The 15,166-nt window shown below is 64.9% G+C and carries 12 protein-coding genes; 4 read left to right on the top strand and 8 right to left on the bottom strand.

Translation table 11 applies throughout. The features are described from left to right. Positions 1-16: 16 nt before the first annotated feature. Together NDY25_RS02460 and nfi are read right to left on the bottom strand one after the other, a co-directional pair. Positions 17-907, bottom strand: a complete 891-nt coding sequence (locus NDY25_RS02460) for a pirin family protein (RefSeq protein ID WP_256627746.1) — start codon at positions 905-907, stop codon at positions 17-19. 114 nt (positions 908-1,021) lie between these two features. After that, complete coding sequence (gene nfi, locus NDY25_RS02455; RefSeq protein WP_168958881.1) at positions 1,022-1,867, bottom strand: deoxyribonuclease V; 846 nt, start codon at positions 1,865-1,867, stop codon at positions 1,022-1,024. Between nfi and gpmA the strand changes: the two genes are divergently transcribed. The 4 genes from gpmA (at position 1,838) to NDY25_RS02435 (ending at position 7,101) form a co-directional block, all read left to right on the top strand. After that, positions 1,838-2,587, top strand: a complete 750-nt coding sequence (gpmA, locus tag NDY25_RS02450) for a 2,3-diphosphoglycerate-dependent phosphoglycerate mutase (RefSeq protein ID WP_023904571.1) — start codon at positions 1,838-1,840, stop codon at positions 2,585-2,587. The two genes, nfi and gpmA, sit on opposite strands and share 30 nt — an antisense overlap. A 152-nt stretch (positions 2,588-2,739) precedes the next feature. After that, on the top strand, positions 2,740-3,057 hold the full coding sequence (locus NDY25_RS02445) for a hypothetical protein (protein ID WP_168958880.1): 318 nt from the start codon (positions 2,740-2,742) through the stop codon (positions 3,055-3,057). 224 nt (positions 3,058-3,281) lie between these two features. Beyond that, positions 3,282-5,384, top strand: coding sequence for a M13 family metallopeptidase (locus tag NDY25_RS02440; RefSeq protein WP_168958879.1), 2,103 nt, complete (start codon positions 3,282-3,284; stop codon positions 5,382-5,384). A gap of 154 nt (positions 5,385-5,538) precedes the next feature. Continuing rightward, entirely contained in the window at positions 5,539-7,101 is a 1,563-nt protein-coding gene (locus NDY25_RS02435) for a phospholipase D family protein (protein ID WP_168958878.1), read from the top strand. A 24-nt stretch (positions 7,102-7,125) separates the two neighbouring features. Here the strand turns inward: NDY25_RS02435 and NDY25_RS02430 are convergent, their stop codons facing one another. From NDY25_RS02430 to NDY25_RS02405, 6 genes are all read right to left on the bottom strand, one after another. Further along, positions 7,126-8,265, bottom strand: coding sequence for a protein-glutamate methylesterase/protein-glutamine glutaminase (locus NDY25_RS02430; RefSeq protein ID WP_043911542.1), 1,140 nt, complete (start codon positions 8,263-8,265; stop codon positions 7,126-7,128). Further along, entirely contained in the window at positions 8,262-9,068 is an 807-nt protein-coding gene (locus tag NDY25_RS02425) for a CheR family methyltransferase (protein WP_168958877.1), read from the bottom strand. Before NDY25_RS02425 ends, NDY25_RS02430 begins: the two co-directional genes overlap by 4 nt. A gap of 3 nt (positions 9,069-9,071) precedes the next feature. After that, complete coding sequence (locus NDY25_RS02420; protein ID WP_168958876.1) at positions 9,072-10,355, bottom strand: EAL domain-containing response regulator; 1,284 nt, start codon at positions 10,353-10,355, stop codon at positions 9,072-9,074. Between the two features lie 28 nt (positions 10,356-10,383). Then, positions 10,384-10,902 (bottom strand): chemotaxis protein CheW, encoded by a 519-nt coding sequence (locus NDY25_RS02415; protein ID WP_256627745.1) that lies wholly within the window; start codon positions 10,900-10,902, stop codon positions 10,384-10,386. A 10-nt stretch (positions 10,903-10,912) separates the two neighbouring features. Continuing rightward, positions 10,913-13,069, bottom strand: a complete 2,157-nt coding sequence (locus NDY25_RS02410; RefSeq protein WP_168958874.1) for a methyl-accepting chemotaxis protein — start codon at positions 13,067-13,069, stop codon at positions 10,913-10,915. Between the two features lie 68 nt (positions 13,070-13,137). Further along, on the bottom strand, positions 13,138-15,153 hold the full coding sequence (locus NDY25_RS02405; protein WP_168958873.1) for a chemotaxis protein CheA: 2,016 nt from the start codon (positions 15,151-15,153) through the stop codon (positions 13,138-13,140). Between the last annotated feature and the right edge of the window lie 13 nt (positions 15,154-15,166).

Raw genomic sequence — 15,166 nt, 5'->3', positions numbered from 1 at the left:
GCCCGCATCGCTGTCTTCAGGGGTAATTGACCGGCTTAGGCGCCGGAGTTTCCGGCAATGGAATGAATTCCTTGTCGTCGCCGGGAATGCTGCCGAAACGACCGGCCTGCCAGTCGTCCTTGGCCTGCTCGATGCGCTCCTTGGAGCTGGACACGAAGTTCCACCACAGGTGGCGCGGGCCATCCAACGGCTCGCCGCCGAGCAGCATCGCCTTGAGCGGTGTCTTGGCACGCAGCCGTCCGCGCGCGCCGGGCGAGGGGATAATCAGATGGCGGGCAGGAACATCCGCGCCGTCCAGTTGCGCATCGCCTTCGAGGATGTAGAGCGCGCGTTCGAGGTGGCCGGTGTCCAGGTCGATTTCGGCATCGGGCTGCAGATCGATCGCCACGTTGAGCGTATCGCTGAAGACCTTGACCGGCGATTCTTCGCCATAGGCACGCCCGGCGATCACGCGCAGCAAGGCGCCATCGCGGCGTTGTTGCGGCAGGCTGGCGGCGGCATGGTGGTAGAACGCCGGTGCGGTTTCTTCGGCCGAGCGCGGCAGCGCGACCCAGGTCTGCATGCCGTGCAAGGCATGCTCGCGGGCGCGCTCGGGGCCGGGCGTGCGTTCGGAATGGGCGATGCCGCGGCCGGCGGTCATCCAGTTGACGTCGCCAGCGCGAATCACCTGATCGGAGCCGAGCGTGTCGCGATGGCCGATTTCGCCGGACCACAGGAAGGTGACCGTGGCCAGGCCGATATGCGGATGCGGGCGCACGTCGATGCCGTGATCCGGTTCCAGCACGGCCGGGCCCATCTGGTCGACGAACACGAACGGGCCGATGCTGCGCGCCTGGAGGGTGGGCACGGCGCGGCGAACTTCTAGCCCGCCGATGTCATGGACGCGTGGAGCGATGATCGTGGTCATGGCGGCGGCTCGTGGCGATCGAAGGAGAGCGCAAGCTTCGCACGCGCTCTCGCGCGATGGCGGCCGAGTGGCTGGGCAAGACGGTACGTTCCGCGTTGTTGCCGGCGCCGGCGGTCAGCCCAGCAGGTTGCCTTGCACGTCGGACATGACCTCGCCGCGCCGCGAGGCCAGCCGATCCGCCAGACGCGTGGGCTCGGGCAGGCGATACGCGCGCAGCGTGCGCAGTGTCCACTCGAGCGCGCCCTGCATGGAGACGCGATGCCCGGGCGAGACGATCAGCGGGTTGCAGCGCGGCTTGCTGCGCAGCGCCCAGCCGATCTGCGCGCCGCCGAGCAGGATCGGGCTGTTGTTGCCGCGTTCGGGTCCGGGTTCGGTAAAGCTGCCGGCCAGGCGCTGCTTGGCTACACCGATGCACGGCAGCCCGGTCACCACGCCGAAATGCGCGGCGATGCCCAGCTTGCGTGGATGCGCGATGCCCTGACCGTCGATAAAGACCAGATCCGGCGTGCGCGAGAGCAACGCCAGTGCCTGCAGCAACGCTGGCAGTTCGCGAAAACTGAGCAGGCCGGGCACATACGGCATCGAGATGGGCAAGCGCGCTACATGCGTTTCCAGCGGCAGCAGGGTGTGCGCATCCAGCAGCACCGCTGCGGCGCGCGTGGTCTGGCCATCGTCTTCGAAGCCGACGTCGAAACCGGCCAGCACCTGCGGTGCCGTACTGACTTGATCCTGCAACACCACGCGCTGTGCCAGTTGCTGTTGCAACTGTCTTGCCTGGAGGATGCTGCCGTCCCAACCGGCAAAGACGGGAGTGTTCGTCGCTTGCATGGTCACAGCATCGCGCGCCGCACGTAGCGATCTCGTGCACGCCAGCGAGGCGCTGGCTGCCGCTACAATCGCAGACTGATCGGCCCCCATCGGAGAACCTGAGTGACCCGCAAACTCGTACTGCTGCGCCATGGCCAGAGCCAATGGAATCTGGACAACCGTTTCACCGGCTGGGTGGATGTGGAACTCACCGAGCAGGGCCGCCAGGAAGCCGCCACCGCCGGCAAGCTGATGAAGGACGAGGGCCTGCAGTTCGATGTGGCCCACACCTCGGTGCTCAAGCGCGCCATCCACACGCTGCAGGGCGCGCTGAAGGAACTCGATCAGGACTGGCTGCCGGTGTCCAAGAGCTGGCGCCTCAACGAGCGCCATTACGGCGGCTTGCAGGGCTTGGACAAGGCCGAAACCGCCGCCAAGCACGGCGAGGAACAGGTCAAGATCTGGCGCCGTTCCTACGACATTCCGCCGCCGGCGATGGACGTCAACGATCCGGGGCATCCGTGTCACGACCGTCGCTACGCCACGCTGGATCGCAATGCATTGCCGGGCACCGAGTCGCTGGCGACCACGCTGGTGCGCGTGCTGCCGTACTGGCACGACGCGATCGCGCCACAGTTGAAGGCCGGGCAGACCGTGCTGGTGACCGCGCACGGCAACTCGCTGCGCGCGCTGTACAAGTACCTCAATGACGTCTCCAACGAGCAGATCCTGGAGCTCAACATCCCGACCGGCATCCCCTTGCTGTTCGAGCTGGACGACGAGCTGCAGGTGCAGAGCTTTCGCTACCTGGGCGACCCGGAAGCGGCCAAGCGCGCGGCCGAAGCGGTGGCAAACCAGGGCAAGGCCAAGTAAGCGCGGCGCTCGCTGGCTGCGTGCAGTGCGCGTAGCACGTCGCGTGTTTCGCACCGCGCGGTCGGATGACGCGTGCGGGTCTGAAACGTGAGCGGTGCCTGTTCGTGGATCGAACAGGCACCGTATGCGTGTGTTCTTGCAGGGGAGACATGATGTCCGGCAAACGTAAAACGCAGCAGATGAGTGCCACCTACTGCCGCGCGTATCTGGTGACGTTGGGGCTGCTGTTGGCCGGTGGCGGCGGTGCGTTCGGCGTGCTGGCCAATGGCCGTGTGTCCGGTTCGGCGATGGGGGTGGCGCTGCTGATCTGCGTGGTTGGGGTGTTGCTGCTGGCGTTCGGGCTGTTTGGGCCGTCGCGGCAAATGGAATCCTGGGCGGACGCAGCGTCCGGGCATGAGGTTGCGCTGGTGCTGATGGTGTTGGCGTATCCGGTGTATCTATTGATGGCGCCGTTTTACGCATGCAAGTAACTGCATTAGATGGCGCGTCATGCGCCGGAAGGCAGCGTTCGATCAGTTGACGACAGAACGTCATGAGCGCCCGGTTGGATGGCGCACAGATGATTTTTCCCCAAAGCGCGATCTCTGACGTCAGGGCGTCGTGGTGTCGCTGCAATGACTTGCGTGGTTGTCTTTCAGACGATCGCCTACTTTTTCGACTGCGCATGACGCGGTCTTGTGCCTTGGAGAATTCAATGATGTTGAGCAAGTTCGCCCCGCTATCGCTTGCGGTGGCCATCGCGGCGATGCTGTCGGCATGCGGCAAATCCGATGACGCTGCAAAGCCGGCGTTTACTGCGCCACAGGCCGCGCCGACCAGGGTGGATGTCTCCAAGCTCGATGCGCCGATCGTGGCGTTCGGCATCAACGATCTGGATCCGGCCATCAACGCGTGCCAGGACCTCAACGGATTCGTCAACGCCAAGTGGCTCAAGGCCAACCCGGTGCCGTCCGATCGCACCAGCTGGGGCAGTTTCGAAGTGCTGGCCGAGCGTTCCTTGACCATCCAGCACGCGTTGGTGGAGCAACTGGCGCGCGGCAATCTGTCGGCCGGCTCGGTGGACGCCAAGATCGCCGATCTGTGGCGCACCGGCTCGGACGAGGCGGCGATCGACAAGGCCGGCATCACGCCGCTGCAGCCGCAGTTGAAGGCGATCGATGCGCTGACCGATGCGCCGGCCATCGCGGCGTGGTTGCGCAATAGCTATGCGCAGGGTCAAGGTTTCATGTTCTCGTTCGGCGCCAATGCCGATTACAAGCATTCCGAACAGATGATCGCCTACGCGGGGCAGGGCGGTCTGGGTCTGCCCGAGAAAGGCTATTACACCGATCCGGCGCAGGCCAGGATCCGCGAGCAGTACGTGGCCTATATCGCACGCGTGCTGGAATTGTCCGGCGTTCCGGCAGCGCAGGCCGCCACCCAGGCCAAGGCGGTGATGGCGTTCGAAACGCGCCTGGCCGATGCCTCGCTGTCGCGCATCGAACTGCGCGACCCGGCCAAGCGCTACAACCCGGTCGATGTGGCCGGCGCCAACGCAGTGACGCCGCACTTCGATTGGCAGGCGTTTTTCACTGAGCTCAAGGTGCCGGCCGCCACGTTCTCGTTGAGCCAGCCGGGCTACTTCGCCGAGCTCGATGCGATGCTGGCCGATACTCCGGTGGATACGTGGAAGGCGTACCTGCGCTTCCACAGCGTGGATGAGGCAGCGCCGTATCTGGCCAAGCCGTTCGAGCAGGCCAACTTCGATTTCTATGCCAAGACGCTGCGTGGTCAAAAGGACATGCTGCCGCGCTGGAAGCGCACCTTGAACGCGGTCAACGAGGCGATGGGCGAGGCCTTGGGCCAGCTCTATGTGCAATCTGCGTTCTCTGCCGAGTCGAAGGAGCAGATGCAGCAGCTGGTGCAGAACCTGTCCGTCGCGCTCAAGGCGCGGCTGGAAAAACTCGACTGGATGAGCGCGGAAACCAAGCAGCGCGCACTGGAAAAATGGGCCAGCTTCACGCCCAAGATCGGCTACCCGGATCGGTGGCGCGATTGGTCGGGCCTGGAAACCCGTGGCGATGGGTTTCTGGCCAACATGCAGGCCGCGCAGGCGTTCAACTATCGCTACATGCTGGACAAGATCGGCAAGCCGGTCGACAAGCGCGAGTGGCATATGACCCCGCAAACGGTGAACGCGTACTACAACGCCACCCGCAACGAGATCGTGTTTCCGGCGGCGATTTTGCAGCCGCCGTTCTTCGATCCCAAGGCCGACCCGGCATTGAACTATGGCGGCATCGGCGCAGTGATCGGGCACGAGATGATGCATGGCTACGACGATTCGGGCAGCCAGTTCGATGCCAAGGGCAACTTCGATACCTGGTGGACCGATGCGGACCGCAAGCTGTTCACCCAACGCACCGATCAGTTGGTGGCGCAGTTCGATGGCTACGAGGCGATCCCTGGCGTCAACGTCAAAGGCAAACTGACCTTGGGCGAAAACATCGGCGATCTCGGTGGCCTGACCGTGGCCTTCGATGCATTGCAGATGGCGTTGAAGGAACAGCCGGACGCCAACAAACAGATCGATGGCTATACGCAGGATCAGCGCTTCTTCATGAACTGGGCCACGGTGTGGCGCCGCAACTTCACCGATGGCGAATTGCGCGTGCGCTTGAACACCGACCCGCATGCGCCGGCCAATTTCCGCGCCAATGGTGCGCCGTCGAACATGCCGGCGTTTGCGCAGGCATTCCAGTGCAAGCCTGGCGATGCGATGGTGCGTGGGGACAAGGATCGCGTCGCGATCTGGTAAGCGTGATTGCATCCAGCGAGCACTGTTGCAGCAGTGCTCGCCGGAAACCCGCTGTTTTTGCGGGGTTTGTCGAGCTCGCTTGTGCGCTTGCGTCTGCACATCGACATGCGCGTGCAGCGTCTAGACTGCCGCGCTCTGCAATACGGGGCCGGCAGTGACAAAGCGACACATCTTCAAATGGATCGGCATCGGGGCGCTGGTGCTCGTGCTGGGGAGCGTGCTGTCGCTGTACGGCTACGGCCGCTTTGCCGATCGTCAGCGTGGCCCGGTGAGCCACGCGCTGCCAGCCACTGCATCGGCAACGCCGATCGATCAAGTCGTCGCGCCGCTGCAGCAGGCGCATGCCGATCAAACCGGCATGGTGATCCTGCCCGACAATATCGATGCGTTTGCGGTGCGCGCGCTCACCGCGCGTGCGGCCGGGCGCAGCCTGGATCTGCAGTACTACATCTGGCATGCGGACTTCACCGGCAACCTGTTGCACAACGAATTGCTGCACGCCGCCGATCGCGGCGTGCGCGTTCGCCTGCTGCTGGATGACATGAACATCCACGGCAGCGATTCGGTGCTGGCAGCACTCGATAGTCATCCGTTGATCGAGATCCGCTTGTTCAATCCCACCCGAGCGCGCGAAGGCACGTTGATGCGTGGGGTGGAGATGGTGCTGCGCATGTTCAGCATCAATCGGCGCATGCACAACAAAGCCTGGATCGCCGATGGCCGCATCGCGGTGGTGGGTGGCCGCAATGTGGGCGATGAGTATTTCGACGCGGCGCGCGACACCAATTTCATGGACATGGACGCGGCAGTGATGGGGCCGGCCGTGGGCCAGGCCGAGCAGGTGTTCGATGCGTACTGGAATAGCCCCAATGCGCTGCCGCTGGCCGCCCTGGTGACGGCCAAGCCGCAGGCACTGGATACGTTGCGCGGCAGTCTGGATGCCGGCCTGGAATCGGCACGCGCGCATCCCTACGTGGAGCGGCTGCGCCAATCGCCGAGCGTGCAGGCGTTGACGCAGGGCGAGCGCAAGGTGCATTGGCTGGATCGGGCGCGCATCGTCTCCGATCCGCCGGAAAAGGCCGAGGGCGCGCGGCCGCAAGCGGACTGGATGACGCCGGTCTTGATCGGCGAGATGGCGCATGCGCAGCGCGAATTGAAAGTGATTTCGCCGTATTTCGTGCCGGGTGAAGAAGGCATGCGCTGGATCGGCGAGTTGCGTCGGCGCAATGTGCGCGTCAGCGTGTTGACCAACTCCCTGGCTGCCAATGATGTCGTGGCGGTGCACAGCGGCTACGCCGATTACCGCGTGCCCTTGCTCACGCAAGGCGTGCGCCTGCACGAGCTCAAGCCGATGGGCAAGCCGGACGGCAGCCTGTTCGGGTCCAGCGGTGCCAGCCTGCATACCAAGGCCTTTGTGGTGGACGACAGCAGCGGTTTCATCGGCTCGTTCAACCTCGATCCGCGCTCGATGAATCTCAACACCGAGATGGGTTTGCTGTTCGACGACCGTGCGGTCAGCGCGGAACTGGAGCAGGTGTACAACCGCAAGATCAGCGCGCCCTTGAGTTATCGCGTGACCCTGGACCAGGGCGAGCTGCAGTGGCACGACGATGCGGCGCAGCCGCCCGAGGTGTGGTCGCAAGAGCCGGCAGCGAGCGTGTGGCGGCGTGGCGCAGCGACGGTGATGGGCTGGTTGCCATTGGAGTCGCAGTTGTAACGCCAGTGCTCCTCGCGCAGCGCGTTACTGCAGCTGCGTCACGATCTCGCGCGCCATCGCGCCCAGCGGCAGGATGCGGTCGGCGCCGCCGCGCTTGATCGCTTCCTTGGGCATGCCGAACACGATGCTGGTGTGCTCGTCCTGTGCCACGGTGCGTGCGCCGGCCTGACGCATTTCTAGCAGGCCGGCAGCACCGTCGTCGCCCATGCCGGTCATGATGATGCCCAGTGCATTACTGCCGGCGGCGCGTGCGGCCGAGCGGAACAGCACATCCACCGAGGGACGATGGCGGTTGACCGGCGGGCCTTCCATGACTTCGACGAAGTACTGCGCGCCACTGCGGCGCAGCAGCAGGTGCTTGCCGCCGGGCGCGATCAACGCGCGGCCCGGCATCACCCGATCGTTGTTGGCAGCCTCTTTCACTGCGATCTGGCACAAACCATTCAGGCGCGCGGCAAAGGCTGCGGTGAATTTCTCCGGCATGTGCTGCACGATCACGATGCCGGGGCACACGCGCGGCAAGGCGGTCAGCACTTCTTCCAGCGCCTGGGTGCCGCCGGTAGAGGTGCCGATGGCGACGATGCGCTCGGTGGTCTGCGCCAGCGCGCGTCCGCTCTGCGCTGGCAGGATCACATCGGCGGTGTGTTTGACCTCCGCTTCCAGCGGCACCGCAGTGACGCGCGCGGCCAGCCGTTTGACGTTGGCGCGTGCGGCGCTGCGCACGGTATTGACCAGTTCGTCGGCCGAATCGGTGAGGAATTGCTTGAGCCCCAGTCGCGGCTTGGTCACCACCGCTACCGCGCCGGCGGCCAGGGCATCCATGGTGACGCGCGCGCCTTTTTCGGTGAGCGTGGAGCAGATCACCACCGGGGTGGGCCGCTCGCTCATGATCTTGCGCAGGAAGGTGATGCCGTCCATGCGCGGCATTTCCACATCCAGCACGATTACGTCCGGCCATTGCTTGCGCATCTTCTCGATTGCCAGCAGCGGGTCGGCTGCAGTGGAGATGACCTCGATGTCGGCCGCGTCGTTGAGCACGCTCACCAGCACCTGGCGCACCACTGCCGAGTCGTCGACGACCATGGCCTTGATGGTCTTGGTGTTGGCAGCCGGGCTGGCGGCGGGGCGGTTGAAGGCTGTCGACACGGGCGATCCTTGGCTCAGGCCTTGCGGAAAATCGAGGGTGCCACCTGGACCAGATCGATGTCGAGTTCGCTCAGGCTTTCCGAATGGCCGATGCAGAAATGCCCGCCCGATTTGAGATTGGACAGCACGCGCAGGATCACCTCGCGCTTGGTCTGGCCATTGAAATAGATCATGACGTTGCGCAGGAAGATCGCATCGAAGCTGCCCAGCGCCGGCAACGCGGTATTGAGGTTGGCGTGCACGAACTTCACCCGATCGCGCAGCCGGCGTTCCACCAGCAAGCTGCCGTCGTACTCGCCCTGACCGCGCAGGCAGTAGCGTTTGAGATACGCCTGCGGAATGCCGTCGATACGTTGCAAGGCGTAATGCCCGGTGCGCGCCTTGGCCAGCACGCGGGTGCTGATGTCGCTGCCGACCACCTCGAACGGGCGGCCTTGCAAGGTATCGTCCAGCACCATCGCCATGCTGTAGGCCTCTTCGCCGCTGGAGCTGGCTGCGCTCCAGCAACGGAACGGCAGGCCGCCACGATGGTCGCCGGCCAGCTTGCGCAGCAGCTCGAAGTGCTTGGGCTCGCGGAAAAAATAGGTTTCGTTGGTGGTCAGCAGATCGATCGCGGTCTGGATCTCGGCGCGGTCCTGGCGGCTCTCCAGCAACTGCAGATACTGCGTGTAGTTGCTGAACTGATGTTCGCGCAGGCGCTTGCCCAGGCGGCCGCACAACATGGCTTTTTTGCCGGAGGAAATGCTGATGCCGGCCGCTTCGAAGATAAAGCGCTGGAAGCGGCCGAATTCCTGTTCGGTGATGGCGGTGGCGGTGCTCATGGCTCAGGCGACATCCGCATCGCTGGCCAGCGCGCTGTCGCTCAGGCGCGCGATGCGCACGGCGTGTTCGCGCCACCAGTCCGACAGCATCGGCCCGGGCATCGGCGAGCCCATCAGATAGCCTTGCGCCAGATCGCAGCCGAGCTCGCGCAGCAGGCGCCAGTCCTCGGGTGTTTCCACGCCTTCGGCCACGGCAGTCAGTTCAAGCCGGTGCGCCAGTTCCAAGGTGGATTCGAGCACGGTGCGCTGGCTGCGGCTGCGATGCGCGGCATGCACGAAGCTGCGATCCAGTTTGAGTTCGGTGAACGGAATGCTGGCCAGGCGCTGCAGCGAGGAGAAACCGGTGCCGTAATCGTCGATCGACAGACCGAAGCCATGCAGACGCAGTCGCGCCAGCATGCTCAAGGCATTGGCCGGCTCCACGATGGCGCTTTCGGTGAGTTCCAGCACCAGATCGGCAGGGCTCAGGCCGTTGTCGCTCAGCTTGGCGCACAGCTGTTCGAGAAAATCCTGCTCGCTGAGCAGATTGGGCGAGAGGTTCAACGCCAGCGTCAGCTGGAATCCTTCTGCACGCCAGTCCACCAATTGCGCAATCGCCTTGTCGATCACCTGCTGGGTCAACGCGTGGATCAAGCCCTCGCGTTCGGCCAGCGGAATGAAGCGGTCCGGCCCGATCATGTCGCCTTGCGGGCGGCGCCAGCGCGCGAGCGCTTCCACACCGCGCAGCCGGCCATCCTTGAGATCGAGTTTGGGTTGGTAGGCCACACGGATTTCGCCGCGGCGCATCGCACGGTCCAGGCGCGACGCGGCCGCGCCACCGCTGGACATCAGCGGCGACATCGCCGCCGGTGCAAACGCCGCTGCGCCAGCCGCGGGCTCGGGTTCGCACTCCAGCACAGTGGCCAGATCCTGCAGATGCATCGGCTTTTCGATGCCGCCGAGCACGCGTACGCCGGCGCTGCGGCTGAGCTGCATCACCGCATCGATCAAGGCGCCACCGCGTTGCGACACCACGATCACCGGCACGCTGTACTTGCCGCGTGCCAGTGCATCGAGCAACTGCACGCCATCCATGCCGGGCATTTCCAGATCGATCAGCAGCAGAGATGGCGCGATAGCGCTGCTCAACCAGGCCAGTGCGGCGTGGCCATCCACCGCGCCGTCGACCGCAACGGCACCCAGTTGGCGGCACAGCGCCATCGCATGCTCGCGCTGGACCACGCTGTCGTCGACGACCAACACCGGGCCGTCCAGCGCGCAGCTGCAGGAGAGAAGGGTGGGGCGCATGGGAGTCCTTGCGTGCATGCGGAGCATGTCAGGCCGCCAGCTCGGCGACAGGAAGCTGGGCGAGGGTGTCGTTGCTCAGCACGGCATCGGCATCGAGCAGGATCACGAAGCGCTTGCCGATCTTGGCCATGGCCTGGATGAAATCGCGGGCGATGCCGGCGCCGAAGCTGGGCGCGCCGGCGATGTCATCGGGCGCGATGTCCAGCACTTCGCTGATCGCATCCACCAGCAAGCCGAGCACCTGCTGCGTACCGCCATGGGCGATCTCCACGATCACGATGCAGCTGCGCTTGGTGATTGCGCTGGCGTTGCGGCCGAAGCGTTGCTGCAGATCCACCACCGGCACCACCGCGCCGCGCAGGTTGATCACCCCGCGCAGGGCCGGCGGCATCATCGGCACGTCGGTGGGCGCGCGGTATTCGATGATTTCCTTGATGCCGAGAATGCCCAGGCCGAACATCTCCGTGCCCAGCAGAAAGGTCAGGTATTGCTGCGGTGCCGTCGAGGACGGCGCGGCGGCGGTGTTGGCTGCGCTGTGCGATTGCATCGTCGGTTCCTCAGAAGCTGGCGAACTGCGATTCGTCGATCGCATCGGCGGTGGCAGCCACTGCGCTGATCTGGCGCACGTTGGTGCGCCGCGGTGGCGCGCTGAGCGCGGTGCTGTTGCTGTGCGGCGCGATCCGGCGCGGACCCGGCTTGCTGCTGCCTGAAGCCACGGCGCGGCCGCCATTGCCGAGCCGGAAGAAGCCCATCAGTTGCTGCAGCTGCTCGGCCTGCGCGCTCATTTCCTCCGAGGTGGCCGCCAGTTCTTCGGCATTGGCCGCCGCCGATTGTGTGGTCTGGTTCAACTGGCCAACGGCGGTGTTGATCTGGCTGACGCCGGCGGTCTGTTCTTCGGAGGCAGCGGCGATTTCCTGCACCAGGTCGGAAGTGCGGCGGATCGAGGGCACCATCTCGCCGAGCACGCGGCCGGCGCTTTCGGCCAGCTCCACGCTGGAACCGGCCACCTCGCCGATTTCCTGCGCGGCGATCTGGCTGCGCTCGGCCAGCTTGCGCACTTCCGCTGCGACCACCGCAAAGCCCTTGCCGTGTTCGCCGGCACGCGCGGCCTCGATGGCGGCGTTGAGCGCGAGCAGATTGGTCTGGTAGGCGATGTCGTCGATGATGCCGATCTTCTTGGCGATGTCCTTCATCGCCACCACCGTGGCGCGCACGGTGTCGCCGCCGTCTGCGGCTTCGCTGGCGGCCTTGGCGGCCATGCTGTCGGTGACGCGTGCGTTCTCGGTGTTCTGTGCGATGGAGGCGGTCATCTGTTCCAGCGAGGCGCTGGTTTCTTCCACGCCGGCCGCCTGCTCGCTGGCGGCCTGTGCAAGCGCCTGCGCAGTGGCGCTGACCTGTTCGGAGGCGCTGGCCAGGTTCTCGGCATTGCGGTTGACCTCATCGACGATCTCGGTCAGCCGGCTCATGGTGGTGTTGACGTAGCGCTGCATGTCGGCGAATGCGCCTTCGTAGCGGCCTTCCACGGTGTGAGTGAGATCGCCCTCGGCCATCGCGCCCATCACCTGGATGACTTCGGAAATGCTGCGCAGGTTGCCGCGCGCACGCTCCACGGTGTCGTTGATGAAGGCCTTCTTGCCCGGCAGCTGCGCCAGCGGTGCGTCGAAGTTGCCGCGGCCGAATTCGGCCACCACGCCCATCGCCAGTTTCTTCACCGCGATATGCGCGCCCACCATCTGGTTGATGCCGGTGGCCATGCTGCGGAAATCGCCGTCGAAGCCGCTGCTGTCGATCACTACATCGATATCGCCGGCTTCGTGCTCGGCCGACATGTGGTTGATCTCGCGGATCAGGCCGGTGAGGCTGCCGCGCACCTGTTCCAGCGTGTCGTTGATGAAGCGCTTCTTGCCCGGCAGCAGCGGCAGCTGCGCGGTGAAGTTGCCGCGGCCGAACTCGGCCACACAGGCGATGGCCTGCTTCTTGACTGCGATGTGGCTGGCCACCATCGCATTGATGCCTTCGGCCATGCGGCGGAAATCGCCGGTGAAGCGTTGCGTGTCGATGACCACGTCGATGTCGCCGGCATCGTGCTCGCTCGCCATGCGGTTGACCTCGGCGACCATGCCGGTGAGGTTGCCGCGGATCTGGTCGACGATCTCGTTGATGAAGGCTTTCTTGCCCGGCAGGCGCTCCAGCTCGGCGGAGAAGTTGCCGCGGCCGAACTCGGCCACGCAGGCCATGGCCTGTTTCTTCACCGCGATGTGGTTGGCGACCATACGGTTGATGCCTTCGCCCATCGTGCGGAAGTCGCCATCGAAGCGAGCCACGTCGATGCGCGCATCGATCTCGCCGGCGTCGTGTTCCTGCGAGACGCGGTTGATCTCGTCGTTGACATGGCGAATGCTGCTTTGGACCTTGCGCAGTGCACGCAAGACCTCACAAGCCTGTTCATCGCGCACCTGTGGCATGGCCACATCGAAGTTGCCGCGCGCGAATGCGTCCAGCGTGGTGGTGGCGATACTCAGCGAGTCGTTGGCGATGCGGATCGACCAGGCCAGCAACGCGCCGCTGACGAGTGCGGCCACCACGCTGGCGGCGAGCAGGGCGCCGTGCGACAGCGTCAGCGCAAAGCCGGCCACGACCACGATGACGGGCAGAACAAGGGCGAGGGCGGCGGTAAACCACAACTGGGTGGCGATCGGGAGACGGTGTGACATGGCGGCAGCTTCCTGGGGTCAGGGAACAACGAATAACGCGGTGATGTGGGGAGTGATGGTGTAAACGCTCAGGCCGCCAGGGCGTCCTGGTTGGGATGCAATTGCTGGAGCAGGCTGGGCACATCCAGAATCAGCGCGACATCGCCGCTGCCCAGGATGCTCGAGCCACTGATGCCTTTGACCTGTGCGAACACCTTGGACAACGGCTTGATCACGGTCTGCCATTCGCCCAGCAAGGTGTCCACGACCAGGCCGAAGCGCTGCGCGCCCTGGCGGATCACCACGATGCTTTCGCGTGCAGGCGTCTTGCCGCCGAGCGCGAACAATTCGCGCAGGCGCACATACGGCAGCACGCTGCCGCGCAGATCGATGTAGTCGCTGGCGTAGTCGGGCGTGAACTCCACGCATTCCTCCACCACATCCAGCGGCACCACGAACACCGATTTGCCGACACCGACCTGGAAGCCGTTGATGATGGCCAGTGTCAGCGGCAGCCGCACCGAAATGGTGGTGCCCACGCCGGCGGTGCTGTCGATCTCTACGGTTCCGCGCAGCGCGGTGATGTTGCGCTTGACCACGTCCATGCCCACGCCGCGCCCGGACAGATTGGTGACTTTTTCGGCAGTGGAAAAGCCCGGCTCGAAGATCATCGCGAACACGTCGCGGTCGCTGAGCTGGCGGCCCGGCTCGATCAGCCCGCGTTCCAGCGCCTTGGCCAGGATGCGGTCGCGGTTCAAGCCGCCGCCGTCGTCGGTGATCTGGATGACGATGCTGCCGGAGTCGTGATACGCGTTGAGACCCACGGTGCCGCGTGCGGGCTTGCCGCGTGCCACGCGTACATCGGCCGGCTCGATGCCGTGATCCATCGCGTTGCGCACCAGATGGGTGAGCGGGTCGCCGATTTTTTCCACCACCGATTTGTCCAGCTCGGTGTCTTCGCCGGCCACCGCCAGCGCGATGTCCTTGCCGAGTTCGCGCGCCACATCGTGCACCACGCGCTGGAAGCGGCTGAAGGTGCCACCGATCTTGACCATGCGCAGCTGCAGGGCGCTTTCGCGCACGTCTTCCACCAGGCCGGCCAGGATCGAGGCCGATTCCAGCAACTGGGCGTCGCCGGTGCGTTGCGCGTTGGCGTTGGTGCCGGCCACCGCGATGATGAGTTCGCCGACCAGATCGATCATCCGATCGAGCTTGTCGGCGTCCACACGGATCGATCGCGCTTCGGCGTTGCGTGAGGCGCTGTCCTGGGGGGCGCGTGGCGGGGTTGCAACCGAGGTTGCCGCCGGTACTGCAGCGAGCGTGCTGGCGACCGGTGCAAGCGCTGCAGGCTCGCTGACGAGAAGGGCGGCAGCCTCGGTCGGCGCCGTCACCGAGGTGATCTCAAGATCGCAATCCTCGCGCACGAACTCGAACACTTCTTCGATCGCGGCGCGGTCGGCGTCGCTGCGCAACAGGATCTGGAAACCGAGATAGTTGGCTTCCGGATCGAGCGCTTCGAAGCTCGGCAATTGGCTGTAGTCGGTGCTGATCGATTCGACCGAACCCAGCCCGCGCAGATTGCGAATCAGCTTGAGCGGCGAGTTGCCGAAGCGCAGCGCGTCGGCAAACAGCGTCAACGAAATACGCCAGTAACCACTTTGTTTTTCAGGTGTGCCGAGCTGGATGGCGGCCTCAGTAACGCCGCACACGCTGCCTTGCAGATAGGTCTGCAACTGCGCGAGCAACGGCTCGGCCTCGGTCGCCAGTGCGGCCGCATCGGCGTGGCTTGGATCGGCCGCGGTTTCCACCAAGGCGTGGATGTGATCGCAGCACACCAGCAGCAGCGCGATCAGTTCCGAACTCAGCGTCAGTGCTTCCTCGCGCACCAGATCCAGCACGCTTTCCAGCACATGGGTGAAGCCGACCAGCTGCGGCAGATCGAACAACCCGCCCGAGCCCTTGATGGTATGCGCCGCGCGAAAGATCGCGTTGACCGCATCGGGCGAAGACTCGCCACGCTCGGCTTCGAGCAGATGGCGTTCCATGTCTTCGAGCAGATCCCGGCTCTCGGCCAGAAAGGTCTGCATCAGCTGGTTCATGTCCATGCGCGTGTTACCT

The sequence above is a fragment of the Xanthomonas hortorum pv. pelargonii genome, assembly GCF_024499015.1.
GTDB classification, from domain to species: domain Bacteria; phylum Pseudomonadota; class Gammaproteobacteria; order Xanthomonadales; family Xanthomonadaceae; genus Xanthomonas; species Xanthomonas hortorum_B.
This window is presented reverse-complemented; position numbering and strand designations above follow the sequence as displayed.